Source organism: Alicyclobacillus cycloheptanicus (assembly GCF_028751525.1).
Taxonomy (GTDB): domain Bacteria; phylum Bacillota; class Bacilli; order Alicyclobacillales; family Alicyclobacillaceae; genus Alicyclobacillus_L; species Alicyclobacillus_L cycloheptanicus.
The window spans coordinates 3,551,155-3,577,769 of sequence record NZ_CP067097.1 but is presented as its reverse complement, the minus strand read 5'-3'; the positions used below and the strand labels follow the sequence as shown (position 1 = coordinate 3,577,769).

The following is a 26,615-nucleotide window of genomic DNA, read 5'->3' as shown; positions in this document are numbered from 1 at the left end:
AGGGACTCAGAGGTCGAGGTACTGCTCGTGTTCCCAGGCGTGAACTGTACGCCGGTAAGCGTCCCACTCCAGCATGCGGGTGCGGACCAGACGCGAGATCGCATGGTCGCCAAGGGCTTCCTGCAGAATGAAGTCCTCTTCCAACGCCTCCAGCGCTTGTTCGAGATTGGCCGGCAGGCGGTAAATGCCGCGGCTCAACCGCTCCTCGTCCGACAGCGCGTGCACATCCACGTTGGCTGGGGGCGGCGGCACCTGTTCGGAGGTCATGCCGTCGAGGCCCGCGGCGAGCATCCCCGCGAACGCGAGGTACGGGTTGCACGCGGGGTCGGGAGAACGCAGTTCAATCCAGGCATCGTCCGCCAACACGGTGGTTCGGACCAGCGGGCTCGGGTGGTTGGCGGCCCAGGTGATGTAGGCGGGCGCCTCATAGCCGGGGACAAGGCGCTTGTAGCTGTTGACCACCGGGTTGGTGATCGCGGTCAGCGCCCGGGCGTGCGCCAGCAAACCGGCCACGTAGTGTCTGGCCTGGGGGCTGAGGCCAAGGGGGTCCGCGGCATCAGAAAAGACGCTGCGTCCGTCCTGGACGAGCGACTGCCGGCAGTGCAGTCCGGAACCGTCGGTCCCGTACAGGGGTTTGGGCATGAAGGTGGCGTGCAGACCGTGCCGCCGGGCGATGGTTTTGACCACCAGTTTGAACGTCATGTACTGGTCTGCCGCAGCGAGCGCTGACAGGGGGAGGAGGTCAATTTCGTGCTGGCCGGGAGACACCTCGTGGTGGGCGGTGCCAACCGCGAAGCCCATGTGCTGCAGGGTCATCACGATGTCTTGACGGCACCGCTCGCCGACATCGGTGGTGACGAGGTCAAAGTAGCCGCTGCGGTCGCTGGGGCGTACGCTCGCCCGGCGGCTGGCATCGAGGGCAAGCAGAAAAAACTCGGCTTCGAGGCCGACGCGAAAGTCTGAGAATCCCTGTTGTGCTGCGCGCTTTTGGGCCATGCGCAGGATGGTTCGCGGGTCGCCGGCGAATGGCCGCCCGTCCGGCAAGCAGACATCGCAGATGAGGCGGGCGACGCGCCGGTCTCCAGTTGTCCAGGGAAGCACGTGCCAGGTGGCCGGGTCCGGGGCCAGGTACATGTCGGACTCTTCAATGCGGACAAAGCCTTCGACCGACGAGCCATCAAACATGACGCCGTGTTCGAGCGCAACGCGAAGCTGATGCGCCGGGATCTCGACGCTTTTCAGCATCCCGTTGAGATCGGTGAACTGCAGCCGCACAAAGCGTACGTCCGCTGCCTCAGCTGATTCCAGCACGTCGTCCGGTGAATTGACGGGGTTCATGCGAAGGTCGACCTCCTGTTCTATCCGCACCGCGGCGGCGGGCTGTGTACGGCACGTTCATGTCAAGTGAGTTGACGAGTGATCGAACTTCAACTGTGCATATCTTACCGTACTGGGCCTGTTTTGTCAGTGGTTCCGACATGGCGACGTGAAATTCTGCGGCGCCGGATGCGTTGACGAACCGCACCGCGCCAGGTAGATTTGACCTAACCTGAAGTAAATGACTGCGGAGGAGGAACCCCGTTGCAGGAGTCTGTGCGCTGCGCTGTCAGGCTTCCCGACATCGACCCGGCGTGGATTGGCCAGCCGTCCGCTGACGCCGCCATTCGCAGGTGGCGATTGGCCATTGCCGAGGATGCATGGACGGCCGTGGAAGAAGGCGTGGACCTGACGGTGTGGATGGCTGCCTACCAGGCCGTCCGCGACGACTTGCTGGCGGCGGTGTGGACGTGGGCCGTGCCGGCTGACTTGCGCGCCGCTGCCCACTACATCCGGTTTGGGTCGGGCGGGCGCCGCGAGGACTTGCTGGGCAGTGACCTGGACAATGCCCTGCTGGTGGATGACGAGGCCGTCGCCGAGGCGGTTCGGCCGTACCTGTACAACGTGATTCGCGTCATGCATACGTTCGGGTGCCCGCCGTGCGACGGCTTCGTGATGGCGACAAACGAGCGCTGGTGCGGCACGCTGGCGCAGTGGGAAGCGAGAATCCGGCACTACTTTGCACGCCCCGACTGGGACCATGCGCGGTTTCTGTATATGATGACGGACGGCCGTCCGCTTGACGACGTATCGCAGTGGGCGCGCTTGGTGTCGCAGGTGGGGGAGGGGATTCGGGCGTCCGCGTTTATTCGCTGGGAAATGGCGCACCTCGGCATTCACCGTACGGTGGCCCTTGGTCGATTTGGCCAGGTGCGCGTGCGGCGGGCGGGGGGGCGCGCCTGCATCAACATCAAGGAAGGGCTCGTCACACCGCTGGTTCACGCCATTCGCCTGGTCAGCATCGCCCACGGCTGCCCGGAGACGGAGACGCTGGCACGGCTTCGGTGTTTGGTGGAGAACGGCGTTTGGAAGGCAAAGCGGGCACAGGCCCTCGCGTCCGCCCTCGCGTTTGGGTGGCGCCTCCGCCTGCGCGCGCAGGCGGAGGCGATGCTGGCGGGGCGGCCGATGACGGACGAGATCGACATCGACATGCTGCCAAGCGGCTGGCGCGATGCGCTGTTGTCGCACTTGCAGACGGCGAAGGAACTCGAACGCTGGGTCTGTCGGCAGTTCCCGAAACCGAGGGGGGAGCGGCTGTGAAGTGGTTCCCGGGGGCCGGACGGTCCGAACGCATCGGCGCCATGGCAGAACGGGACCTGTTTGCGGACGGCGACTTTGGCGCCAGCGTCTGGGAACTGCCACTCGCAGAAGCTGCCTACTTTGTGATTGATATTGAAACGAGCGGGTTTTCCGCGGTTTCGGATGTCATCCTCTCCCTGGCTGCGGGGTGTATGTGCGGGTCGAATCCGAAGCTTGACCCGACGTTGTATGAACTGGTGCGGCCCGAAGATGTGCGGCGCATCCCAGAGCGCGTCTGGGCGTTGACCGGCCTCACGCCGGAAGCGGTCAATGATGGAGCGCCGCTCGACGATGTGCTGTACCGCGCGCTCGCGATGTCCGTGCACCGCGTTTGGGTGGCCCACCACGCCAGACACGAGCTCTCGTTCCTGCAGCGGCACACACGGCGCATCTGGAAAATGCCGCTGCGTCCCATCGTGATCGACACATCCGTGGTGGCGCGTGCGCTGTGGCGTTTACCGTCGGTGCCGACGCTGGAGTCGGTGTGCTGTGCGCTCGACATCCCGGTTGCCAACCGCCACCGGGCGGACGCCGACATCGCGATGACCGCTGAAGTCTGGGCGCGCGAGCAGGTGCTGTGCGAACAACTCGGCCTGAAGACGGTGTCGGAAGTGGTGGAGTGGGCGGCCGCGCACGCCTTTGGATGATACAATGGAGGCAGCGGGTCCTGAATCCTGCGCGAATCCGAAACAAGCGTACGGCACGAGGCAAGTGTACATAGGAAAGGACGAAGGACATGTCAACAGGCACACAAGCACGAAAAGTGGCACTCATCACGGGGGGAACGCGCGGGATTGGCAAGGCCATCGCGCGCAAGTTCGCAGAGGCCGGCTACGACCTCGCCCTCAATTTCCTGCGCAGCCGCAGCAAGGCGCAGGAAGCGAAGGCGGAACTTGAGCAGACGGGCGCACGAGTGCACCTCATCAAGGCAAACGTTGGCGATGTGGAGAGCATCAAGTCGCTGTTTGCAGAGGTGGACAGCGTCTATGGGCGCCTCGATGTATTCATCAGCAACGCCGCGTCCGGCGTACAGCGGCCGTTTCTGGAACTGGAAGAGTCGCACTGGGACTGGACGCAGAACATCAACGCCAAGGCGTTCTTCTTTGCGGCGCAGCAAGCGGCGAAGTTGATGGAGCGGACGGGCGGCGGCGCCATGGTGGCGCTGTCCAGCATCGGTTCCACGCGGGTGCTCCCCAACTACACCGTGGTCGGCGTTTCCAAGGCGAGCCTCGAGGCCATCACGCGGTACCTGGCGGTCGAACTGGCACCGCAAAACATCGCCGTCAACGCGGTTTCCGGCGGGGTGGTGGAGACGGATGCGCTGAAACACTTCCCCAATCGAGACGAGCTCCTGGAAGCGGGCCGCAACAATCCGACCGGCCAGATGCTGCAGCCCGAGGACCTCGCCAACGCAGTGTTCTTCCTGTGTTCGCCGGAGGCCCGGATGATTCGCGGCCAGACGCTGATTGTGGACGGCGGGTACTCGCTGTTGTGCCATTAGACGCACAGGCGCGGCAGATGCCGGAGTGGAATCCTCAGCAGATGCCGCGGTGGATGCTGCGGATTGCACCGAACAACACCGGCGTTTTGGAAGCGGGCGACGAGGATGTTTTACGTCTACATATTGACTTGTCGGGACGGGACCTTTTACACCGGGTACACGAATGACGTGGCGCGCAGGCTGGCAGCACACCAGCGCGGCGTCGGCGGCAAGTACACCCGGGCACGGCGGCCTGTCGAGTTGAGTTACGTCGAACTGTGCCCGGACAAATCCAGTGCCATGCGGCGGGAGTGGGCCATTAAGCAGCTGACGCGGCAGGAAAAGGCCGCGCTTGCGGCCGCCTGGCGGCCCGACGCGCACACCGAGACGGGTCATGCAGGCACCTGCAGCAGCCCAAGGCAGGGGGGAACGGCGATGACAGAAACGTTCGGCGAGACGAAGGGACGGCGTGATCGGCCATTGCAGCCGGAAAAGCAATTGGTGCAGCAACAGTTTTCTCGCAGTGCCAGCGCGTACGTCACCAGCGAGATGCATGCAGACGCGGACAAATTGGCGGAGCTGGTCACGTGGTTAGCCCCGTCACAGGATTGGATCACGCTCGACATCGCCACCGGCGGCGGCCACGTCGCCAAGGCGTTGTCACCGCACGTGTCGCACGTCTTTGCGACCGACATCACACCGAGCATGCTGCGAACGGCGCGCGAGCACCTGGGAACCGCCGCCATCGAGAATGTCAGCTTCGTGGTGGCGGACGCGGAAGATTTGCCGTTTTTGGAGGATTCCTTCGATGCGGTCACCTGCCGCATCGCGCCGCACCACTTCCCGGACCCGCAGCAGTTCATCCGGGAGGCGGCCCGCGTGCTGAAGCCGGGAGGCCGGTTTTTGCTGGTGGACAACATTGTGCCGGAGGATGCGGCGCTCGGCACGTTCTACAACCACCTGGAAAAACTGCGCGACGAGAGTCACGTGCGCTGTGCGTCGAGTCGTGAGTGGGAGACGTGGATGCAGGCGGCAGGCTTCACCGTCGTACGAAGTCAGGAACGCCGCAAGACGTTTGAATTCGCGCCTTGGGTGCGGCGGATGGCGCGATCGGAAGAGCAGGTGGAAGCCGTCGAACAGTGGCTGCTGCAAGCGGACGAGACGGCGGCGGCGTTCTTTGCGATTGCACAGGAAGCGGGCCGCGTCCAGTCGTTTCAAGGCCTGGAATGGATGGCGCTGGCGCAGAAAGGGACGAACTAATGGCACAGGTTCACACGACGGCGCACTATCACACCATCATCCTCGGGTCCGGCAGCATGGGGCTGGCGGCCGGGTACGCCTTGGCGCGCGCCGGAGTGTCCGTGCTGCTGCTCGACCGGTTCGAACCTCCGCATTCGTACGGCAGCCATCATGGCGACACGCGGCTGCTGCGCACCGCGTACGGGGAAGGAGCCTCGTACGTGCCGTTGGTGCTGCGCGCGCGGGCACTGTGGACAGCGCTGGAGGCGGAATCGCGCACCTGGGGCGCGGGAAGGCATGGGCTGGGCGGTCCGTCTTTGGGCGCTTCGCTGCCGAGTGGTTCGTCCTTCGCACCCGAGCGCTTGTTTGCGCCAACCGGCGTGATCGGCATCTTACACCGCCAGTCCGGCATGCTCGACGAGGTCGAGGCCAGTGTGGCGGCCCATCACCTGCCGTCGGAGTGGCTGACGGCGGAGGCGGCGCGCAAGCGTTGGCCGGGCCTCATGCCGACGGATGACGAACGGGTCCACCATGACTTGCTGGGCGGCGTGTTGTTCAGTGAAGCGTGTCTGCGCGCCTTGAAGCACGGGTGTCTTGTGTACGGCGCGGCGATGCGGTTCGGCGGGGAGTTGGACGCCCTGGATGTGCACAAAGACGGCGTGACGGTGACCTGGGACGGCATGCAAGCACATGCGGACCACCTGCTCATCGCGGCCGGCGCCGGCACGCCGAGGCTGCTCGAGCAGTGGCTGCCGGACTGGCAGGTGCCCCTGCAGCCCATCCGTAAAACCGTGGCCTGGTTCAAGCCGACCGCGCCGCGTTTGTACACGGCCGAGCGGCTTCCCGCCTTTTACGCCGATGGACCGGGGGCGATGTACTACGGGTTTCCGGACTTCGGACAGGGTGTCAAGGTCGGGCGCCACGACGGGGGCACCCCGTGCAGTCCTGAGGATGTCGATCGCGCCTTTCATCCGGAGGACGAGGCACCCTTGCACGCGTTCTTGCGCCAGACGTTTCCCCAAGCCGGCGGGCCGCTTGTCCGCGGGACGGTATGCCTCTACACGATGACACCGGATGAGCACTTTCTCATCGACCATCATCCCGGGCATGCGCATGTCTGGCTGGCTGCCGGATTCTCCGGACATGGCTTCAAGTTTGCCAGCGCGATTGGCGAAGCGCTGGCGGAGGTGCTGCAGACGGGAACTGCCAATCACGACCTGACGCAGTTTCGCGCGGGTCGATTCCCATCACACGCCTAGCCGGGCTTGGGTCACATCTCAATCTCCCAGATTTTGTCCGGTTTCAGGTGGGCCGCCAGCTTCTTGCTCTCTTCCCGGTGCCGCCGCCTGATTTCCGCGCGGTTGGGCGCTGTTTGGTACAACATTTTCTCTTCTGCCGTTTCGGGAATCACCCTGGGTACGGGGACGGGTTTTCCGTCCTCGTCGATCGCGACAAAGGTCAGAAAGGCCGTCGCCGCGATGCGGCGCTCACCCGTACGGAGGTGCTCCGCCACCACTTTCACAAAGACCTCCATCGAGCTTCTGCCCGTCCACGTGACATACGCGAACAAGCACACGGAGTCATGCGGGGTGATGGGCGTCAGAAAATCGACCGAGTCTGTGGAGGCGGTCACGACTTTCGCCCGGGAGTGCCGCGAAGCGGAAATTGAGGCAATGTCGTCAATGTACTCCATCAATTTGCCGCCGAACAGGGTGTTGTGGTCGTTGTAGTCTCCGGGAAACACGCGGCTGATTTTGACGCATCTAGATTCCTTACAGGGTTTTTCCGTTGCCATGTGTAGAGCTCCTCCTGTCGCAGTGTGATGCTGGTCCATACGAGATGCTTGTCCGTGTCTGCGGATTGCCATCGATCATACGCTATCCCATCCCTGCGGTACAACCTCCGACCGTATGGTTTCCCCTCCTTCGCAGGCATGGACCGGGTGTTTCGGTAAAGGGCAGTGTGAACTGCCCGTTTGCCGCGCCCGGCACGTGAAGGTCGGCAGGACATGGACTGTGCACAGGTCAAGCCGAGACAACATGCGGTATACTACGGGCGGAAGTTCGTTGATAGCGCATGGGTAGGAGATGAGAAATCGTGATTTTGTTGAAACTGCCCAGGGAACAAAAGCAGCTGTTGATCAGCGATATTCAGGCGTACATAGAGGCGGAATGGGGAGAATCCATCGGAGAACTTGCCGCAGGCAATCTCCTGGATTTCATGCTGCAGGAATTGGGGCCGCACATTTACAACCAGGCCATTCGCGACGCCAAAGACGTGGTGCTCCAGGGCATGGAACGAGTGGAGGAAGACGTTTCCGCGCTGGCGCAGCCCCTGCATCGCGCCCGATAGGGTTATCTGGGAATGAATCTGAATCGAAAGGAGGCGGGCGATGGAGTCGGTTCTCCTCCTCTTGTCCGTGATTCTGCTGGCGGGCGTGTGGGCAGCGCGTGTCGGAAGCCGACTGGGCTTGCCTGTCCTGATTGTCTTTGTCGCCATTGGGGTGCTGTTAGGACCCGGCGGATTCCACATTGCGTCGGCGGTCCCGCTGACTTGGGCGCATGCGATTGGCTATGTGGCCCTCATTCTGATTCTGTTCGAAGGCGGGCTGCACACTTCCATCGAACGAATTCGCGGGGTCTGGGCGCCAGCGCTGTCGCTGGCCACGGTCGGCGTGCTGCTCAGTTCGCTGGTCATGGGGGCGCTGGCGTATTTCTTGCTGCGTCTTCCGTTCTATCCATCCGCCTTGCTGGGCGTCGCCGTCAGCTCGACAGATGCCGCTTCCGTTTTCACGATGCTGGGTGGACAACCCCTGCGCAAGCGGCTGGTCGATGTGCTGGAAGTCGAATCGGGTACGAATGACCCGATGGCGTTTTTTCTCACGCTGGTGCTCATCCAGTGGTCGGTCCACGGCACGGGGCCCTTCTGGACTGCAACAGGCGCTGTCCTCGGGACGTTCGCACTGCAGATGCTGGTCGGCCTCGCCGTTGGCATTGCGACTGGATATTTGGGCTCGTTCGCGAACCAGCGAATCAAACTGGACACGGGCGGTCTGTATCCGACCCTGTCTTTAGCGTTCGCGCTGTTGTCCTTTGCGGTCGCAAACCTGCTGCACGGAAGCGGGTTCCTGTCCGTGTATGTCGCGTCGGTGGTGATGGGGAATCGACGGATGGAGCACCGGCACAGCATCATGCGATTTCATGAAGGCCTCGCCTGGACGATGCACATTCTGATGTTCGTGGTGCTGGGGCTAGAAATGGTGCCCCATCGGCTCGTCACCATTTTTCTACCGGGCATTGGCCTCGCCCTCGGGGCGCTCGTGTTTGCACGGCCGTTCGCGGTTTGGCTGTCCACGCTCGGCATGGGCTTTCACTGGCGCGAAAAACTGTTCCTCAGTTGGGCGGGGCTGCGCGGGGCGGTGCCGATTGTCCTGGTCCTGACGGCGACGCTCGCGCCGGGCTACACCCCAAACACCATGATGGATGCGGTGTTTTTCGTCGTGCTGGCCTCGACGCTGGTGCAGGGACTGACCGTGAAGCCGTTTGCGCATAAGCTGTCGCTGCTGGAGCCGTCCCCGTCGGAAGGGCTGATTGAACTGGTCGCCATCGCGCGGGAGAATGCCATCGTGGTGCCCATCGAGATCGCGCCGGAGTCTCGCCTGATTGACCGTAAAATGGTGGACATCCCTTTCCCGGACAACACGCTGTGCTACGCCATCGTCCGCGACAATCGCGTGATTGTGCCGCGCGGGGCGACACGCCTGAAGGCGGCCGACCACCTGCTGGTTCTGTCGGACCGCAGACATGTCGACGAATTGCGCGCCCTGTTTGAAGGAGAGGTTGTGGGCCACCCGGCCTTTTTGCCTTGAACGCGGACATGCTGCGGCCAGGCGGCCGGGTTGACCGGTTCGGTTGACCGATTCCGTTGACGGGCGGGGCGTTCCCTGTATCAACCGGCGCACGCGGGTTGCGCGCCGATGGTGTCCTCACGCGGCGCCTGCGGTGAACTTTTTTCGCTCGTCCGTCGTCTTTCCCTTGCGGCGGTTCTGCGAAATCCGTTGTGCGAATTCCAAAGGAGGATCTGCGATGCGCCATGTTCGCGAGACACCCACATCACCCGGGCATCCATGGTTCGTCAAAGTGCCGCAAATCACGTTGTACTTCTGGATTGTGAAGCTGCTTTCGACGGCGATGGGAGAGGCGACTTCTGATTACCTGGTGACACATATCAGCCCTTACGCGGCCGTTCTGCTCGGTTTCGTGCTGTTTGCTGGCGCACTGGTTCTGCAGTTCGCTGTGCGCAAATATATCGCATGGGTCTATTGGCTGGCCGTGGTGATGGTCAGTATTTTTGGGACGATGGCCGCAGACGCCGTTCACATTGTCCTCGGGATTCCATATGCCATCTCCACGGCGTTTTTCCTCCTGGCGCTGCTCGTTCTTCTCACGGTGTGGCAGCGGACGGAGCACACGCTTTCGATTCACAGTATCACGACGCGGCGGCGCGAAGCCTTCTACTGGGCAACGATTGTGGCCACGTTTGCGCTGGGTACAGCCGCGGGAGACATGACGGCGACGACCCTGCACCTGGGGTACTTGACGTCTGGGCTGCTCTTTTCTGTCCTGCTGTTACTACCTGCCCTCGGGTACTGGAAGTTTCGCCTCAACAGCGTATTTGCCTTTTGGTTTTCGTACATCATGACGCGGCCAGTCGGCGCCTCGTTTGCGGACTGGTTCGGCGTGTCCAAAAGCGCCGGCGGACTCGGCGTGGGCGGGGGTCCGGTGAGCCTCGTGTTGACGATCCTCATCGTGATCGTCGTGACCTATCTTGCGATCACGCGGAAAGACACGACGGACGGGGATGGACGCATTCCGTCACGCCCCGTGCAGCGCCCCGGCCTGTAGTTCCGCCGGTTGTCCCGGCATGTTTCGGTGCTGCCGCAGAATACACTGAGCCATGAACGTGTCGAGACGGCAGGGAGGCGAATGCATTGACGGAGTCGTCCTTTGCGGCGGAAGCATCGGCGGGGCCATTCGCGGGGGCATGTTCGGCCGCTGCACGCCGGTCATACTTGCAGCAAGCCGCGGCTGGAGAACTGGATGTGCTCATCATTGGCGGCGGGATCACGGGAGCAGGCGTGCTGCGTGAGGCATCGCTTCGTCAGGCGCGCGCCTTGGTCGTGGAGCAGGGCGACTTTGCCAGCGGCACGAGCAGCCGTTCGTCCAAATTGATTCACGGTGGGTTACGCTACCTCGCCCAAGGCCAAGTGGCCCTGGTGCGAGAGGTGAGCCGAGAGCGGGATGTGTTGCAGCGCATCGCGCCGCACCTCGTGCACCGCCAGCCCGTTTTGATTCCCCTGTATACCGATATCGGCATGCGTCCGTTGACGGCCCGGATGGGGTTGACCCTGTTTGACCGTCTCGCGGGTGTAGACAGTGAGCACCGCCACCAGTCGCTGAAACGGGCGCAGGTCCTGGAGAAGGTGCGCAGCCTGCGGACAGAGCGCCTCGTTGGCGGGCTGCAGTATGACGAGTTTTCGACGAATGACGCGCGGATGGTGGTGGAGACCCTCAAAGCAGCTTGCCAGCGCGGATGCGCCGCGATGAACTACGCACGCGTCGATGCATTGACGTATGCGGACGGGCGCGTCACCGGCGCCGTGGTGACGGACGTCCTGACCGGTGAACGCTATCCTCTGCGAGCGCGTGCGGTGGTGAACGCTGCTGGCCCGTGGGTCGATCACGTTCGGTCCCTCGACACCGCACAGCGGGATGCCGCCATGAATGCCAAGCGGCTGCACCTGACCAAGGGCATTCACCTGGTGTTTTCACAGGCCAGGTTCCCCCTCGACCTGACGGTGATGTTTCCGGGCGTCGATGAGCGCACCCTGTTCGCGATTCCGCACGGCGACTGCACCTATGTGGGCACGACGGATACAGACTACGACGGCGACCCGGGGGCACCGACCGTCACGCCCGCCGACGTACGCTATCTCTTGGATTGCATTCACCAAGTATTTCCTGATGTTGATGTGTCCGCAGCGGACATCATCGGGTGCTGGGCCGGCGTGCGCCCGCTCCTGCACGAACCCGGTAAGTCCCCGTCGCAAATCTCGCGGCGGGACGAAATCATCGTCAGTCCAAGCGGGTTGATTTCCGTCGCGGGCGGGAAACTCACCGGGTTTCGCAAGATGGCCGAACGCGCGTGGGCGGCTGCGGCTGAACACGCGGGCATGCAGCCCGCGTGGGCACGTCCGCTGAAGGCTTCGCTGACGGAACCGCTCGGGGGGGGCGGCGAGATTGGCCAAGACGCCCTGGAGGCGTGCGTTGACCGGGGCGTGCCAGCGTCGGTGGCCAAGCGGTGGGTCAGTACCTTCGGTTCTGCATGGCCCAGCCTGTGCGACCTCTATGCGTCCGACAAGGCGATGCAAACCTGCTTAGATGCGCCGCGCCAGCTCGTCGCCGCGGAAATTGCCTACCTCGTCCGCCACGAAATGGCGGTGCGCTTGGAGGATGTCCTGGTCCGCCGCACGGATTACTACCATTTCTCTGCTGGGCACGGACGCTCGGTCGCGCACCCGATTGCAAAGGTCATGGCAGAACTGCTCGGCTGGGATGCGAACCGCATGGCGGCGGAAGTCGAAGACTATGAAACCTACGTACGCACCTGCCAGGGTCCTGCTGTTTACGGTTCGACCTGAAACTGCGTCTCGTACAATCGGGTATACAGCGGATTGTGATGGACCAGAGAATGATGTGTTCCGACGGCGATGACCCGTCCCTTCTCCATGACCACAATTTTGTCCGACTTTAAAATCGTCGACAACCGGTGCGCGATCATGACCGCGGTACGTCCTTGTAACAAAACCGCCAGCGCCTCCTGGATTTGTCGTTCGACCACCGTGTCCAGCGAACTGGTGGCTTCATCAAGCAGGACAATTTTTGGATTCTGCAGCAGCACGCGCGCAATGGCAAGGCGCTGGCGTTCGCCGCCGGACAGGCGATATCCGCGCTCGCCGACGACCGTCTCATACCCTTGCGGCAGCGCCGCGATGGTGTCGTGGATTTGCGCGGCGCGACAGGCCGCCTCCATCTCCGCCTGGGTTGCATCTGGCTTGGCAAGACGCAAATTGTTCACCACGGTGTCGTGGAAAAAGAACGGATCCTGCGGGACCAGGCCCATCTGTGAGCGGAGCGAGGTCAAGGTTAAGCTTTTGACATCCATCCCGTCCAGGTACAGCTGCCCCCGCGAGGCGTCCGAGAAACGCGGGATCAGATTGAGCAGCGTGGTCTTGCCAGCACCGCTTGGGCCGACCAAGGCGACGGTTTCGCCGGGTTCAATCGTCAGGCTGACGTCTTTGAGCGCCCACCGAACCGGCGCGTCCTGCGGTGCCTTTGCCTCGCCGGTTGACGGATACGAGAACCACACATGTTCCAGCCGGATTTGTCCCTGTACGCTGTTTGGCGGAATCGACACATCGCCGTCGCGCACCTCCGGTTCGGTGTCGAGCAGCGCGAAAATCCGCCGGAACAGCGCGACGGAAGAGAGGACGCTCACATGCACCTGGGCCAGCTGATTGAGCGGCCCGTACAGGCGGGAGAGCAAGGTGGTGAAGGCCACAATGACACCGAGGCCAATCTGGTGATGAATCACCAGCCAGCCGCCATAGCCCCACAACAGCGCCGGACCGATGGACGAAAACATGCCAAGCCACATGAAGAGCCAGCGGCCGATGAGGGCCTGACGAACCTGGAGGTCACGCAATCTGGCGTTGGACTCGGCAAACTGCGCTTCTTCGGCCGCCTGACGGTTGAAAATGCGGATGAGCAGCGCGCCGCTGACGCCGAGCGACTCACTCAGCTGTACAGTCATGCGCGAGAGCCACTCCTGAATTTTCGCCTGAAGCTCCTGGCGTGCGCGCCCAACGCGCTGGGTCGGGATGACAAACCCAGGCACGACAATCACGGCGAGGACGGCCAGTTTCCAGTTCATGCTGAACATCATGAACAGGGTTGCAGCGATGCTCAGCAGATTGCTCAGAAATCCGACAATGGTGGTTGTCACCACGTTCTGAATGGCCGTCACGTCGTTGGTGACACGGGAAACCAGGTCACCCGCCTGTCTGGACGCGAAAAAACTGACGGTCTGTCGCTGCAGGTGCCGGAACAGCGTCATCCGGTAGTCCGCCATGACGTTCTGGGCGATGAGGTTACTCAGCCAGGTCTGCAGCACACTGATAAGTCCCGTCGCAATCGCGGTCAGGATGAGCGCCAGGGTGAAGAAGATCACGACGGACATGCGGCGTTTGTCGATGCCCTCGTCGATAATCTGCTGTGTCAGCCAGGCTGGCACCACGCCGCCCACGGATGTGGCCAAAATCACAAAGGAAACGAGAATGGCGTGTTTCCAGTAAGGAACAAACGCTTCGAGCGCGCGTCGGATGATGGGCCAGTCAAAGTGTTCGCCCTTCGCAAGTTCCCGCATCTGCCATCGGTTGCCGCCGCCGTGTCCGCCAAGGCCGGCGCCTGCACGAAGTTCGCGCATTTCCTGCATTTACGTCGACTCCTTCCGCTGGTCGTCCGGGTGGGCTGGGCGTTCCTCATCGCTGCCGTGTACATCAAAGCCTCGGAACAACCGTCCGTACAACAGCGTCGAGCACAGCTGCAGGGCGCCCGTAATCAGGAAGGGGACGGTGAAAATCCCCGCATCGAGCATCGTACCTGAGAGCGTCGGCCCAATCGCGGACGGCAGACGCATCGCCAGCGAGTTCATGCTCACCGAAAACCCGCGCCGCTGGTCGCGCGTGAGACTGCTGCTGAGGGCCGACCGAGCGCCTTGCGTCCCGCGGCTGAAGGCGGAACGGATGACGTAAATCGCGGATGCCAGCCAGAACGTCGGTGCCAGGGGGAGCAGGATAACCATCGCGATCCCAAACAACTGCAGCCAGACGACAGACCGGACCATGCCGAACCGCCGGGTGAGAAAGCCGGTGATGAGTGAAGACAATGCGGTCAACAGAAAGGACACCGCCAAGGTGGTGCCGATTTCCGATGAGGACACGCCGAACTTCGTAGAGAACCAGTATGACATCATCGGCCCCATGAAACCGATGGCGAGGCCGTTGAGTACATTGACCGCCGCGAGTTTTGCCATGTTGCGATTCTCTTGGCGTCGAATCGTGGACTCGGTCGCTTTGTTGCTGAGCGCTGGCGCGGGGGGTGCTGGGTTTCGCGTGTGCGTGGAAGCCGTGTCCACCGTCTTGCCGGTGGGTGCCGTCGCAATGACAGTCACGCAGGCCAGCGAAATCAAGAACATCAGAACAAACAACGGGTGGAACCCGAGCGCACCTGGCAGTTGTTCACGCCACAGACTCGGGGTGCCGGCGACCAGCGCGCCGATGGCCATGCCAAAGAAGCCCAGTGCCGTATTGGTACTGAATACGCTGCCGCGCTCAGACTGGGGGACGCGGGCAGCCATCCATGCTTGTTCTGCAGGCGTAAACGGCCCAGCAGCCCCGTTTTGACCGCGGCCAAAGCCCGTGAGTACGATGATGAGGGTCAGAATGACGGGCTGGGTTGTAAAAACCATGAGCAACGCGGCGATGGCGGTGAGGATTTCGTAGACGATGAGAAACGGCTTGCGGCCGAGTCGATCGCTCATGATGCCGACGAGCAAGATCAGCGCGGCACCCACCAGCCCGGCCGCCGACATGACGGCGCCAATGGCGGCGCCCGACCAATGCAAGTCCTTGAGGTAGAGCGTCAAGTCCACGACGGCGATGCCTTGCGTGATACTGCGCAGGGTACGGGCGATTTGCAAATGCAGCACGGTTTTATCTTTGTATCTTCTCAGCAGCATGGCATCCACACCTGCACTTCTGGTCTAGTTGGTTTCAATGTTTGTGTTGGTCTCATCGTTTGTGTTGGCATCCCGCATGGCATTCGCCAACCGGCCGAGCAGTTCAATCAACTGCGCCAGCTCTGAGTCCGTGAAGTGATTGAGTCCTTGGACCAGCCGCTCTGCCCAAACGGCTTCCACCTGATGAATCAGTTCTTCGCCCTTTGGCGTCAGCCGCACGACCTTTTGTCTGGCGTCCTGCGTTCCCGACAGGCGAGTCACCAGGCCCGCTTTTTCCAGGCGGTCCGTCATCTGTGAAACGGTGCTGGGGCGAACACCAAACTTCTCGGCCAGGCTGCCCATCGTCGTGTTCGACGCCTTGTGCACATGCCGCAGCAACATCCATTGAAGGCGGGTGATGTGTTCCGTGCCTGCCGACAGCATGCCTCGTCGCAGGTGCCGGTTGATGGCCTGCCAGTACGTCAGAAACTGGTCCATGTAGCCACTGTCCACGGGCAATCGCGCTCCTTGTTGATTATATTATTTAGTTAACGAAAATAAATGCCGAAAGTCAAGGCGGAGGCGGGGCAGGGAGGCGTGATGGCAAACAGCCAGGCACCCAACATTGCGGCACCTTTGCGTCTCCGGCGGGTCTATGGAGGCACGCGATGCAATCTCGGAAGCCCGGTCAGTCGCCGGACGCAGTATCCACCTTGGTTTGCAAACAGGAACGCCTTTGTTCAAATCAGCCCGTGCTTTTTCAACTTTCGTGACACCGTTGGTTGACTGACCTTCAGCTGCTCAGCAATCGCGTAGGTCGTCCCCCACCGCGCCAGCGCATGCTGCAGCACTTGGCGCTCGTAACGATTCAGTAATTCTGACAGTCCACCCTCGAGCGGACGGATGTCGTCGTCCCCTCCTGGATGGTGTATGTCCATCGACGGTTGCTGGCTGTGGTGTTGTACGTGTTCTGGGAGATGGATGGGCAATATGATCTGTGCGTCCTGCCACACAACCACCTGTTCGAGAACGTTGTGCAGTTCCCGAATGTTGCCGGGCCAAGGGTACGACTGTAGAACGGAAACCGTGGATGGATGCAGCGTCTTCGGCGGCTGTCGATGCCGCTTCGCCAAGTCTGACAAAATCGCCATACTCAATGCCGGAATGTCAGCCAACCGTTCACGCAGCGGCGGCACGTGCAGCTTGATGACATCGAGCCGATAGTAAAGATCCGCGCGAAACAGGCCCTTCTCCACCATCTCTCGCAAGTCTCGATTGGTAGCCGCGATAATTCGTACATCGACTGTTTTTGAATGAACGCTTCCCACACGAGTAAAGGTGTGATTCTGTACGAGGTCGAGTAGTTTGGATTGCATGTGAAGCGGAATTTCCCCAATTTCATCAAGGAACAGTGTGCCTCCATGGGCAACTTCCACTTTTCCAGGTTTTCCACTTCTGTTTGACCCAGTGAAGGCACCCCGCTCGTACCCGAACAATTCGCTTTCAAACAGAGCGTCGGGGATGGTTGCGCAGTTGATTTCTACGAAGGGTTCGGAGGAGCGTCGGCTTATCTTGTGGATGTGATTTGCGAGTACATTCTTTCCCACGCCGGTTTCGCCCATCAGCAGAACGGCTGCGTCAAAAGACGCAAGGCGATTGATGCGCCTTTGCAAGTCGCGCATGGGTTGGCTCTCCGCGATGATTTTCGTGTCAAACGGTGCTTCTGCCGGTGCTTCACCGAAGTCGTACGGGTTGCCATTTTGTCTCATTTCAGGTTGGAAGAATGCCAGTTGATGCAGGTCAATGGCTGTTGAAATTACCCGTACAATATCTCCATTATCATTGACGACCGGTGTGCCAGTGACGGCGAGGTTTCGTCCGTCCCGTGTCTTTTGAAGGATGGTTTGCCGGCGCCGCTCCCGCAATACCATGGCTGTTACGGACGGGTAGAAGACGCGTTGTTCCTCCAATTCGAACACAGTTCTTCCGATGATGTCTTCTAGTTTCATCTCATAGAAGGATTCCGTCGATTGGTTCACCAAGAGAATCCGCCCGTCCCCATCGGTGACAAACAGTTCGTCGGATGCCGCGTCCAGAAGCCGTTCGAGCTCCCGGTTGCGAGCCTGAAGTACATGGTTTTCCGAACGAATGGAAATGTCTTCGTTTCGGATGCACTCAACAAGCGTTCCGACTGTGAATTCATGCGAAAAGGCATGGAGCTGGTAGAGGTATCCATCGGGAAAGGGCATTGTATTCCATACTTGACCCATCTTCAACTCTGAGAATGTCGCATGGGCTGCATCATTGGCCCACGTGAGTTGGTCGTGCTCGTTAAAAAAGAGGATGGGGGTATCTAGGACGTTCAACGCGAGGAATGCAGGAATCATGCGCTATCTTCCTTTTGTGTGAAAAATAATTCAATACTGAATTAACTATACACGTATGACATGCAGGTGTGAATCCCGTGAGGGAAAAGTCCCGGCGTGTGACGGACGTACCGCTGATGGTCAGGTTGGCATGACTCTTGCGTGAAGCATTCATAGGTTCGCCAACTTGTATTGCTTTCTAGGGGGGAGCAGTTTGTCAACATCTCAGCCGTTTGTTCGACCATCTGCCATAGAGCGTCGACAAAAGTATGTCCCAAAGGGAGTCTCCGTGCAAAATTCAATCACCGTCACTCGCGCGCAAGGGGTGAGGTTGTGGGATGCTGATGGCATGGAGTACCTCGATTTTGCAGGCGGCATCGGATGCCTGAATGTTGGTCACTCGCATCCCGAAGTCGTCACGGCAGTGAAAGAGCAGGCGGAACGGTTCTTTCATACGTGCTTTCACGTTGCGATGAACGAACCCTATCTTCAACTTGTGGAGGAACTTTGCCGGATTGCGCCGATGGATGGCGAGAAAAAAGCTCTGCTGGCCAACAGCGGCGCAGAAGCAGTAGAAAATGCGATCAAGGTATCTAGGTCGTACACCAACCGTTGTGCTGTGATGGCTTTTGACTATGCGTTTCACGGCAGGACAAACATGGGTTTGGCTCTCACCAGCAAGGTTCATCCGTACAAGGCCGGGTTCGGACCGTTTGTCCCGGAAGTGTATCGTTTGCCATTTGCAAACTGTTACCGTTGCCCGTTTGGACAGACCTATGGTGACTGCGGTTACCAATGTGTGACTGCCATCATTCAGGCCTTTGACACTTATGTTGACGCCAATGATGTGGCCGCCGTGATTGTGGAACCCGTACAGGGGGAAGGAGGGTTCATCGTTCCTCCCCCGGATTACCTGCCGAAGATAAGAAAGATATGCGCCGACCGCGGGATTTTGTTCATTGTGGATGAAGTTCAGACCGGATTTGGACGGACGGGGAAAATGTTTTCCACGAATCACTACACCAATCTCGACCCAGACATCGTCGTGATGGCGAAGTCTCTTGGAGCGGGACTGCCGATTTCTGCTGTTGTCGGTAAGGCGGAAATCATGGATTCGACGGAAGTTGGAGGGCTTGGGGGCACCTATGGCGGTAATCCGCTCGCAGCCGTCGCGGCATTGAAAGTGATTGAAGTGATCGAACGAGAGGGGCTAGCCGAGCGAGCAGTCGAGATTGGCCGAAAGATGTGCGCAGTGTTGTTGGAGTTACAGAAGCGGTATCCGGTGATTGGAGACGTTCGAGCGCAGGGTGCAATGGTTGCCATGGAGTTTGTGAAAAGCCGGGACACGAAAGAGCCGTACCCAGAGGCGGTCTCTGCAGTAAGCGACAAGTGCTTGAAAAATGGTTTGGTGACCATCAAGGCCGGTGTCTACAACAACGTGATGCGGTTTCTGATGCCGCTCATCATCACAGATGAAGATTTAGAGCAAGGACTACAAATCCTTTCGGATGCTGTCGCTGAGACAGCGGAGGAAGCGGGGTGGACTTCATGAAGTAAGCGTTGCAGCTGACGCATACGTGGATGACGCGTTCGCCGCCGGACGCAATGTCAGGGAAACCCGTGCAGCCCCTTCTCCTTGAAACCCAAACAGCGGAGGTCTGAGCATGGAGGTATTCAAAACAGGCATTCGAAAGCAGCGTCTCGCTGTCGATGACATGGCGCTCGTAGAATCGTTGCTGCGAAAGAGTCGTGTCGGCTATCTAGGGTTGGTGGACGATGACGAGCCATACGTCATTCCGCTGAATTTCGTGTGGTACCGAGATTGCCTGTACATTCATGGAGCCCAGTCCGGGAGGAAGGCCGCTCTGCTGTCACGAGCCCCAAGGTCAACCTTTACAGTCAGTGAGGACAATGGCACGTTAGCCGACCCGGTCCCGGCGAAGACGGATACCGCATATTTGAGTGTGATGCTGTTTGGAAGAATTTGCGCGGTCCCCGACTTGGAGGAGTCCACGGCGGCACTGGACGCGATGCTGACGAAGTATGTGCCCGGATACTATGAGGCGCCGCTTCATCCAAACCATGTGAAGTCTTATCTATCTAGTGCCGGAAGTCATGTGGCCGTATACCGTCTGACGCCAGACAGAATCACGGCGAAACACAATCCATTGGATTGGGACCGTCTGTTTTATCCCGGACGAACACAAAAATTCGATGCACGATTGTGTGTGGCGAGGAAGCGCGCTGCAGGCGGTCGAGACGGTGATGGTTCCGGCGATGACAAGTAATGTAACATTTCACGTATGTGCATTGGACAAAAACGGATGAATTTCTGCATTGACATGCTACAGATTGTACGATGCGGCAGGTGGAGCCTTGTGGTAAGGTGCTTGTAAGTATTAGCTGACAAACGTTGTTAAGATTTTTGACGGGTCCGGTCGTGTGGTGTCATGGCTGAACACCACATGAGAGACGAAAGGGGTGGCGCACGATGGAAAGCATCACTGCATTACCGGTTCTTTTTCTTGAAGGAGAACATGGCAGCATGGGAGTTACGTACGGGAAACAAATGCGGGAAATGATTTCTAAGAATTTGGAAGACTATCTGCGTAGATTTCGAGATGTCGTAGGACTGACAAATGCCGAAGTGTTGTCCATTGGCGAGGCGTTCAGAAGTCTTACGTACGGGTACAACGCTGGCATCGGCGAAATGCTCGACGGAATTGGGGAGGGGGCTGGACATCCAGCTGCGCATATCTTCGCGCTCAATGCACGAACGGAAATCTTGTATGGTGCGAGAACGCGGGGAGAAGAAGGCTGTACTTCCATTGCGGCACTCCCCGAAGTGACCGAGACACGCCATATGCTGTTGGGTCAGAATTGGGACTGGCACCCAGAGCAGTGTGATGTCACCCTGCTGCTTGCGACAAAGGATGAAAGCGGCTTTACGGTTTTGACGTTGACCGAGGCAGGGATGGTCGCGAAAAGCGGGATGAATTCAGCGGGGCTTGGGATATGCGCAAATTTATTGGTATGCAGTGCAGACGGTGGACTGGATGGCGTTCCCTATCATGTGCTGCTCAGAGGCGTGTTGGAATCGCGATCGATGGCAGATGCAATTCGTGCCGCTGTTGACCCCCCTCGATGTTCTTCTGGAAACTTTCTCATCGCTGATGGTGAGAGTGAAGCGGTTGACATTGAAGCCTGTCCGAATGACTTCGGGTACCTTCTTCCGGACGCTGGGGTCCTCATCCATTCCAACCACTTCCTGAGTTCGCTTCCTGTGAAGGATTTAAAGAAGGCGCACTCGGCCCTGACCATTCTCCGTCCAAGTCGGGCACGCAGGCTCCTCAACCCGCACATTGCATCAAGAACCGTTTCCATTCAAGCGATTCAGGATGTATTCCGCGATCACTATAGCTATCCCAATGGCATCTGCCGGCACGTGGACGAACGAGACCCGGAAAACGAACGGGTATGTTCAGCCTTTTCGACGGTGATGGACTTGACCGATCGCAAGTTCCTGATCGCGCAAGGTCCCCCATGCGAACACGAATACGAATCGATATCGCTGCAGGACCTCTTCATGGCGAATTCGCAAACTTGAAACAAGGGAGGCTGAAACGTATGCATGCCGGAAACATTTGTCTGACCTTTGATTTTGATGCAACGTCGCTGTGGATATCTCGTGGCATGACGACGGCAACACCGTTGTCACGAGGCGAATTCGGCGTTCATGCCCTGCCGAGATTATTACGGATGCTTGCAAAGAAGGGGATTCGGTCGACGTGGTTTATTCCGGGCCATACGATCGATACGTATTTCGAAGCTTGTCAGCAGATCGTAGAGGCGGGGCATGAGGTCGCGCTGCATGGTTACCTGCACGAAAACAATGCGACGTTGGATGCCCAACACGAACGTTCCGTTTTTGAGCGGTCCATTCAGTGCGTTGAAAGACTCACTGGTCAGCGGCCCAGCGGATTCCGCTCCCCCGGGTGGGATCTCTCGGATCACACCATCGCGTTCTTGTCCACCTTTGGAATTCAGTATGATAGTAGTTTGATGTCGCAAGATTATTCGGTCTTTTACAGCCGAGAAGCAGATACGGTCCATCCGGATGGCTCGATTGTGCAGGGTAAGACCTCCGGCATCGTAGAGATGCCAATTTCCTGGTCATTGGACGACTATCCTCACTTTGAGTACCTTCGCACATCGACCATGCTGATGCCAGGGTTCCGCAAAACCGAAAGTGTATATGCCAACTGGCTGGATGACGTGAGATATATGGCGCGTGATTTCTCGAATGGCGTATGCACAATCACGCTTCATCCGCAGGTGGTTGGCAGGGGCCATCGCCTGTTGGGACTCGAACGATTTTTGGATGCGTTGGGCGAAATGGACATGCAGTTTGCGCGCATGGACGACATTGTTGCTCGGTTTCGTGAGGGAGAGGCGTTTGGTGTATACGATCCCGCCTGATGGTGCGCGGTGTACGTTCAAGCCCCGAGATTGCCTCGGACCAGCGGCAAGAGAGAACGCAAAGGAGGTGGCAACATGACACTTCAAGGCTGCGTCGCGTTTGTTACGGGCGGCGCAAGTGGAATCGGTCAGGCGGCCGCACAGCAAATGGCTGCACAAGGCGCGGCAGTCGTCGTCGCGGATGTCGATCTCGCTCGTGCTCAACAAACCGTGGACGTGATTCGGTCATCTGGCGGTCGTGCAGAGGCGATGTTGTGCGATGTGTCTCAAGAGGATGAAGTGGAAACTGCTTTGTCAAAAACAGTCGAAATCTTCAATCGGTTGGATGTGATGGTGAACAACGCTGGAATCAGTGTCAGAAAGTCGATGTTGGACATGTCGGCAAAGGAATACGAAGAGGTGACCAAGGTCAATCAATTTGGCGTGCTGTACGGCATGCGCGGTGCTGCAAAACGGATGATCGCGGCCGGTACGCAGGGCGTGATCATCAACACGTCGTCGGTGTATGCGTATCTCGCTTCCGAGCGCAGAATTGCTTATCACGCGTCAAAGGCAGCGGTCGACATGATGACGAGGGTCGCCGCGTTGGAGTTGGGCAAATACGGAATACGCGTAGTGGGGGTGGCGCCTGGATTCGTGGACACGCCGCTTGTCCAATCCATGAACACGGATCCTCAATCCTGGAAGCGCCTGAGTCAGGATGTGCATATGCGTCATCAAGTGATTCGTCCCGAACAAGTCGCGAGCGTTGTCGCTTTTCTTGCGGGGGACGATGCGTCCGCGATCAACGGAACCGTGGTCAGAGTTGATGACGGTTTTGCGGCGTTCAAGTGAAAACAAGTTGAAATCCGATGGGTGATGAGAATCAGGGGGGGATTGGTGTGGCTGTTTCGACGGAGATCGGCGCGAAAGATCGGATTGCAAGCCTAAACGCTCGTATCGACCGGCTGCCGGTATGGGGACTCAGTAAAATGGTGTTCATTGTCGTAGGGCTGTCCTATTTTTTCGCGTTCTACGATATTAGTGCAATCAGTTTTACGCTTCCGATTTTGACAAAGATGTTCCATTTAACGACAGCACAGACTGCCTATCCAGTGACAGCCAATCTTCTTGGATACATGATTGGCGCCTACATCATCGGGAATCTGGCAGATTCGATTGGCAGGCGGAAGGCCATGATGATCACGGTTGTCATCCTGGCCATTGGCGGACTGCTTTGCGCTTTTTCCTGGGATGTGTGGTCGCTGACTGCATTTCGTTTCATGACCGGGCTGGGCATGGGCGCAGAACTCTCCCTGGCGGCGACCGTGATTACCGAACTGTCTCCCTCCAGACTCCGGGGGAAGTATATGCAGTACAACTATCTATGGGGGGCGTTAGGGTTGGCGGTCACCCCTTTTGTGGCCGTTGCCTTGGTCAGTGTGCCGGGGGTCGGCTGGCGGCTGGTCTTTGCGCTCGGGGCCGTGGTCGCGGTCATGCTCGTGTTTCTCCGCGGGCGCTGGCTGCCGGAGTCGCCTCGATGGCTCGTCTTGAACCAGCGTGAAAGCGAAGCGGAGCAAATGATAGCCGTGATGGAAGAGTGCTGCCGACAAGCGGGACACCTGTTACCCGAGGTGCCGGATGTCCCTGCCGAACACAGGCCGGAGGGATTCCCAACACTTTCTCTCTTCAAGAAACCGTATCTCGGTCGCATGTTGGTCACGTTGGGGTTCTGGGGCGTGTGGTACATCACCGTGTATGCGTACTTAGGTTACGAGCCTACGATGTTGATTCAAATGGGCGCCTCCACGCCTTCCGGGCTGCTCTACAGTGCCTTGGGAGACATTGCGATTCCGATTGGGGCTGTGATTGCGTACTTGGTGGTCGACCTGATTGAGCGCAAAACCTATCTCGCCTTGGTAACCGTTGTGTTTGCGGTTGGGCTTGTTCTCATGGCCACAAGTCACAATGGCGTTGTATTGTTTATCGGCACGTTCTTCAGCTCGATGATGGTCGCGGCCAACTCTGTGGGGTATGTTTACACAGCTGAGTCATTTCCAACGCGAGCCAGGGCAACCGCTACTTCCATTGGCGACGGTGTGGGGCATATCGGAGGCGTCATTGCTCCGTTCATCGTTGTTGCGTCGCTGGGTTCCATCGGGGCGCGCGGAACGTTTTGGCTGCTGGCAGGCATTGTCCTCGTGTCCGGTCTCATCATTTACGCCGGGGGCATCCGTACGAAGGGCGAATCACTGACGGAAATTGCAAGCTGATGACGCTGGTTCATCAGATTTCGTCTTGAATTTATTTCATGAATGTTTGGGGGATGCAACATGGAAAACAAAGGAACGGTGTGTTTGAGCTTCGATTTTGACGCAATGTCGCTCTGGATGTCCCGCGGGCTGTTTACTCCGACGCCAATTTCGCGCGGTGAGTTTGGTGTCGTGGCAGTTCCTCGAATCCTGTACCTCCTGGAGGAACGCGGAATCAAAAGCACATGGTTCATTCCGGGACATACGATAGAGACCTATCGGTCGGTATGTGAAGAGATCGTTGCGGCGGGCCATGAGGTTGCCCTGCACACCTACAATCATACGAATATGGACAAGTTGACCGAACAGGAAGAAGCAGAGATGTTTCGCAGGTCGTACGATCTCGTTGCAAACTTGACGGGCATCCAGCCGAAGGGGTTTCGAGGACCAGGATTTGACCAGAGCCCGCGAACGATCGATTTTATGACCAACTTGGGTCTCTTGTATGACAGCAGTCAAATGGGTCATGACTATGCGCTCTACTACTGTCGGCAAGGAGATGTGATTTATCCGAACGACCCGCCGCAGCTGGGGCCGAATTCAACGATTGTGGAGATGCCAATTTCCTGGTCGTTGGATGACTATCCTCACTTTGAGTACTTCCGGACGCAGAGCATCGTGATGCCTGGATTGCGCGAAGTGGATTCTGTCTTTAAAAACTGGACGGCCGACCTGGAATATATGATTCGTGACTTCGAAGATGGTGTATGTACCATCACATTTCATCCGCAGGTAATCGGTCGTGGACACCGATTGTTGGGACTTGAACGCTGGCTCGACCAGCTGGCAGACATGGGACTTACATTTGAACGGATGGATATCGTAGCAGAGGCATTTGCGGGCGGAAGGGAATTTGGCATCTATCAACCGAAAGGGAAGGGCAGAGAGGCGAGGGATTAAATTTGAGTGCGCCTGAATATTTTGGTATGAGGAGTGACGCAGAATTCCACCTGCCTGGAGGAATGCAAAGTGAATCTACAAAATCTTGTCGTGAACGGCGCTCGATTGAGACGCACAATTGAAAAATTCTCTGAATTCGGACGCACAGACAACCATGGGGTTACGCGGCTGAGCTTGAGCCAAGAAGACATCATGGCAAGGGATTACTTTCGGGCTTGTGCTGAAGAATTAGACTTGCGGGTGCAAGTGGACGATCTCGGATGTATGTATGCCACTTTGGATGGGCTTGAAACAACCAAGCCAATCATCATGGGGTCGCACCTCGACTCCGTCGAACGAGGCGGGCGGTTCGACGGCGTGCTCGGCGTCATTGCCGGGGTGGAAGTGATTCGAACGCTGGTAGACCATGGCATCCAGCCTCGCCGTCCGGTAACGGTCATGAATTTCACCAATGAAGAGGGCGCTCGGTTTGAACCTGCGATGATGACGTCCGGCATTCTGGCTGGAAAGTTCAGCAAAGACGAGATGTTTCAGAAGCGAGACCGAGCTGGTGTTACGTTCGGCGAGGCGCTTGCGGCAAGCGGGTATCAGGGCGATGCCGAAAATCGGGTCAAGGAAGCAACGGCGTATTTGGAGCTTCACATTGAGCAAGGGCCGGTTCTCGAACGGGAGCGCCTGTCGATTGGTGTGGTGGACTGTGTGGTCGGCATGACTTGCTACGAGTTTGTCGTGACCGGGGCGTCCAATCACGCCGGCACGACCCCCATGAATATGAGACGAGACGCATTTTTCACGGCGGTTGAAGTGGTCCAGCAACTTCGACAGGAATTTGACGCCTTGGGCGATCGCGATCTTGTATATACCATGGGGCGGGTGAACGTGTACCCGAACATTCACACAGTGATTCCCAATCGAGTGGTTTTCACAGTGGAAGCAAGGCACAAGCACGCGCATGTGATTCAGGCGGTAGAGAGAATCATGGAAGGTGTGACAGGCAGACGGGGAGGGTGCGATGTAACAGCAGCCAAGGTGTGGGGAAGAGACACGGTTTGGTTTGATCCACAGATCTGTCAGCACGTCGAAGAAGCCGTGCAAGGCCTGGGCTATTCGTACCAACGGATGGTCAGCGGCGCCGGGCACGATGCCCAGTTTGTCGCAAGCTTTCTGCCATCGGCGATGATTTTCGTCCCGAGTGTGGGCGGGCGAAGCCACTGCGAGGACGAATTGACATCGTACGAGGACTGTGAGAAAGGCGTGAACGTTCTGCTCCGGACGGTCTTGTCGCTGCTTGAATCAAGGTGATTCAGTTTGCGGTCGGATGGACCAAGCGCCAACGAAACGGCAAAT

General features: G+C 58.9%; 23 protein-coding genes. 17 read left to right on the top strand and 6 right to left on the bottom strand.

All coding sequences use genetic code 11. The features are described 5' to 3' along the window. Nucleotides 1-6: 6 nt before the first annotated feature. Nucleotides 7-1,338, bottom strand: coding sequence for a type I glutamate--ammonia ligase (gene glnA / locus JI721_RS16895; protein WP_274456021.1), 1,332 nt, complete (start codon nt 1,336-1,338; stop codon nt 7-9). Between the two features lie 243 nt (nt 1,339-1,581). On the opposite strand from glnA, the gene JI721_RS16890 reads away from it, so the two are divergent. The 5 genes from JI721_RS16890 (at nt 1,582) to JI721_RS16865 (ending at nt 6,654) form a co-directional block, all read left to right on the top strand. Then, nucleotides 1,582-2,637, top strand: a complete 1,056-nt coding sequence (locus JI721_RS16890; RefSeq protein ID WP_274456020.1) for a putative nucleotidyltransferase substrate binding domain-containing protein — start codon at nt 1,582-1,584, stop codon at nt 2,635-2,637. Beyond that, entirely contained in the window at nt 2,634-3,323 is a 690-nt protein-coding gene (locus tag JI721_RS16885; protein ID WP_274456019.1) for an exonuclease domain-containing protein, read from the top strand. Before JI721_RS16890 ends, JI721_RS16885 begins: the two co-directional genes overlap by 4 nt. Nucleotides 3,324-3,412: 89 nt before the next feature. Next, nucleotides 3,413-4,177 carry an enoyl-[acyl-carrier-protein] reductase FabL gene (gene fabL, locus JI721_RS16880; RefSeq protein WP_274456018.1) on the top strand — a complete coding sequence of 255 codons (765 nt, stop codon included), beginning with the start codon at nt 3,413-3,415 and terminating at the stop codon, nt 4,175-4,177. Between the two features lie 63 nt (nt 4,178-4,240). Beyond that, nucleotides 4,241-5,416 (top strand): methyltransferase domain-containing protein, encoded by a 1,176-nt coding sequence (locus JI721_RS16870; protein ID WP_307015955.1) that lies wholly within the window; start codon nt 4,241-4,243, stop codon nt 5,414-5,416. Beyond that, nucleotides 5,416-6,654, top strand: coding sequence for an FAD-dependent oxidoreductase (locus tag JI721_RS16865; protein ID WP_274456016.1), 1,239 nt, complete (start codon nt 5,416-5,418; stop codon nt 6,652-6,654). The genes JI721_RS16870 and JI721_RS16865 overlap by 1 nt, the downstream gene beginning before the upstream one ends. An 11-nt stretch (nt 6,655-6,665) precedes the next feature. On the opposite strand, the gene JI721_RS16860 is transcribed toward JI721_RS16865, so the two are convergent. Continuing rightward, complete coding sequence (locus tag JI721_RS16860) at nt 6,666-7,190, bottom strand: acyl-CoA thioesterase (protein ID WP_274456015.1); 525 nt, start codon at nt 7,188-7,190, stop codon at nt 6,666-6,668. Between the two features lie 302 nt (nt 7,191-7,492). Between JI721_RS16860 and JI721_RS16855 the strand changes: the two genes are divergently transcribed. From JI721_RS16855 to JI721_RS16840, 4 genes are all read left to right on the top strand, one after another. Further along, a complete protein-coding gene (locus JI721_RS16855; RefSeq protein WP_274456014.1) occupies nt 7,493-7,747 on the top strand; it encodes a DUF2164 domain-containing protein in 255 nt (84 codons plus the stop codon). 40 nt (nt 7,748-7,787) lie between these two features. After that, entirely contained in the window at nt 7,788-9,263 is a 1,476-nt protein-coding gene (locus JI721_RS16850) for a potassium/proton antiporter (RefSeq protein ID WP_274456013.1), read from the top strand. 217 nt (nt 9,264-9,480) lie between these two features. Continuing rightward, the gene (locus JI721_RS16845; RefSeq protein WP_274456012.1) at nt 9,481-10,299 is read left to right on the top strand and encodes a COG4705 family protein; all 819 of its coding nucleotides are present in this window, start codon (nt 9,481-9,483) and stop codon (nt 10,297-10,299) included. An 86-nt stretch (nt 10,300-10,385) separates the two neighbouring features. Next, nucleotides 10,386-12,095, top strand: coding sequence for a glycerol-3-phosphate dehydrogenase/oxidase (locus tag JI721_RS16840; RefSeq protein ID WP_274456011.1), 1,710 nt, complete (start codon nt 10,386-10,388; stop codon nt 12,093-12,095). Here JI721_RS16840 and JI721_RS16835 read toward each other — a convergent pair. The 4 genes from JI721_RS16835 to JI721_RS16820 form a co-directional block, all read right to left on the bottom strand. After that, the gene (locus JI721_RS16835; RefSeq protein WP_274456010.1) at nt 12,080-13,948 is read right to left on the bottom strand and encodes an ABC transporter ATP-binding protein; all 1,869 of its coding nucleotides are present in this window, start codon (nt 13,946-13,948) and stop codon (nt 12,080-12,082) included. The genes JI721_RS16840 and JI721_RS16835 overlap by 16 nt on opposite strands. Next, the gene (locus tag JI721_RS16830) at nt 13,949-15,253 is read right to left on the bottom strand and encodes an MFS transporter (RefSeq protein ID WP_274456009.1); all 1,305 of its coding nucleotides are present in this window, start codon (nt 15,251-15,253) and stop codon (nt 13,949-13,951) included. It abuts the gene before it with no gap. Between the two features lie 24 nt (nt 15,254-15,277). Continuing rightward, the gene (locus tag JI721_RS16825; protein ID WP_274456008.1) at nt 15,278-15,745 is read right to left on the bottom strand and encodes a MarR family winged helix-turn-helix transcriptional regulator; all 468 of its coding nucleotides are present in this window, start codon (nt 15,743-15,745) and stop codon (nt 15,278-15,280) included. Between the two features lie 227 nt (nt 15,746-15,972). Beyond that, nucleotides 15,973-17,619, bottom strand: coding sequence for a sigma-54 interaction domain-containing protein (locus tag JI721_RS16820; RefSeq protein WP_274456007.1), 1,647 nt, complete (start codon nt 17,617-17,619; stop codon nt 15,973-15,975). Between the two features lie 166 nt (nt 17,620-17,785). Between JI721_RS16820 and gabT the strand changes: the two genes are divergently transcribed. The 8 genes from gabT (at nt 17,786) to JI721_RS16780 (ending at nt 26,570) form a co-directional block, all read left to right on the top strand. Beyond that, entirely contained in the window at nt 17,786-19,150 is a 1,365-nt protein-coding gene (gabT, locus tag JI721_RS16815; protein WP_322790935.1) for a 4-aminobutyrate--2-oxoglutarate transaminase, read from the top strand. Between the two features lie 112 nt (nt 19,151-19,262). Beyond that, entirely contained in the window at nt 19,263-19,886 is a 624-nt protein-coding gene (locus JI721_RS16810) for a pyridoxamine 5'-phosphate oxidase family protein (protein ID WP_274456005.1), read from the top strand. 257 nt (nt 19,887-20,143) lie between these two features. Next, nucleotides 20,144-21,205: a C45 family autoproteolytic acyltransferase/hydrolase gene (locus JI721_RS16805; protein ID WP_274456004.1), complete on the top strand. Its 1,062-nt coding sequence runs from the start codon at nt 20,144-20,146 to the stop codon at nt 21,203-21,205. Continuing rightward, a complete protein-coding gene (locus JI721_RS16800; protein ID WP_274456003.1) occupies nt 21,142-22,077 on the top strand; it encodes a polysaccharide deacetylase family protein in 936 nt (311 codons plus the stop codon). Before JI721_RS16805 ends, JI721_RS16800 begins: the two co-directional genes overlap by 64 nt. A 75-nt stretch (nt 22,078-22,152) precedes the next feature. Then, entirely contained in the window at nt 22,153-22,911 is a 759-nt protein-coding gene (locus tag JI721_RS16795; RefSeq protein ID WP_274456002.1) for an SDR family NAD(P)-dependent oxidoreductase, read from the top strand. A gap of 47 nt (nt 22,912-22,958) precedes the next feature. Beyond that, nucleotides 22,959-24,329, top strand: a complete 1,371-nt coding sequence (locus tag JI721_RS16790; protein ID WP_274456001.1) for an MFS transporter — start codon at nt 22,959-22,961, stop codon at nt 24,327-24,329. A gap of 60 nt (nt 24,330-24,389) precedes the next feature. Continuing rightward, a complete protein-coding gene (locus tag JI721_RS16785) occupies nt 24,390-25,268 on the top strand; it encodes a polysaccharide deacetylase family protein (protein WP_274456000.1) in 879 nt (292 codons plus the stop codon). A 69-nt stretch (nt 25,269-25,337) separates the two neighbouring features. Beyond that, entirely contained in the window at nt 25,338-26,570 is a 1,233-nt protein-coding gene (locus JI721_RS16780) for a Zn-dependent hydrolase (protein ID WP_274455999.1), read from the top strand. Nucleotides 26,571-26,615 lie beyond the last annotated feature (45 nt).

Excerpts from the sequence above, each read along its gene's own strand:
- glnA (WP_274456021.1), bottom strand. The coding sequence starts at position 1,338 with ATGAACCCCGTCAATTCACCGGACGACGTGCTGGAATCAGCTGAGGCA.
- fabL (WP_274456018.1), top strand. The coding sequence starts at position 3,413 with ATGTCAACAGGCACACAAGCACGAAAAGTGGCACTCATCACGGGGGGA.
- JI721_RS16865 (WP_274456016.1), top strand. The coding sequence starts at position 5,416 with ATGGCACAGGTTCACACGACGGCGCACTATCACACCATCATCCTCGGG.
- JI721_RS16860 (WP_274456015.1), bottom strand. The coding sequence starts at position 7,190 with ATGGCAACGGAAAAACCCTGTAAGGAATCTAGATGCGTCAAAATCAGC.
- JI721_RS16850 (WP_274456013.1), top strand. The coding sequence starts at position 7,788 with ATGGAGTCGGTTCTCCTCCTCTTGTCCGTGATTCTGCTGGCGGGCGTG.
- JI721_RS16845 (WP_274456012.1), top strand. The coding sequence starts at position 9,481 with ATGCGCCATGTTCGCGAGACACCCACATCACCCGGGCATCCATGGTTC.
- JI721_RS16835 (WP_274456010.1), bottom strand. The coding sequence starts at position 13,948 with ATGCAGGAAATGCGCGAACTTCGTGCAGGCGCCGGCCTTGGCGGACAC.
- JI721_RS16830 (WP_274456009.1), bottom strand. The coding sequence starts at position 15,253 with ATGCTGCTGAGAAGATACAAAGATAAAACCGTGCTGCATTTGCAAATC.
- JI721_RS16820 (WP_274456007.1), bottom strand. The coding sequence starts at position 17,619 with ATGATTCCTGCATTCCTCGCGTTGAACGTCCTAGATACCCCCATCCTC.
- JI721_RS16810 (WP_274456005.1), top strand. The coding sequence starts at position 19,263 with ATGGAGGTATTCAAAACAGGCATTCGAAAGCAGCGTCTCGCTGTCGAT.
- JI721_RS16805 (WP_274456004.1), top strand. The coding sequence starts at position 20,144 with ATGGGAGTTACGTACGGGAAACAAATGCGGGAAATGATTTCTAAGAAT.
- JI721_RS16800 (WP_274456003.1), top strand. The coding sequence starts at position 21,142 with ATGCGAACACGAATACGAATCGATATCGCTGCAGGACCTCTTCATGGC.
- JI721_RS16795 (WP_274456002.1), top strand. The coding sequence starts at position 22,153 with ATGACACTTCAAGGCTGCGTCGCGTTTGTTACGGGCGGCGCAAGTGGA.
- JI721_RS16785 (WP_274456000.1), top strand. The coding sequence starts at position 24,390 with ATGGAAAACAAAGGAACGGTGTGTTTGAGCTTCGATTTTGACGCAATG.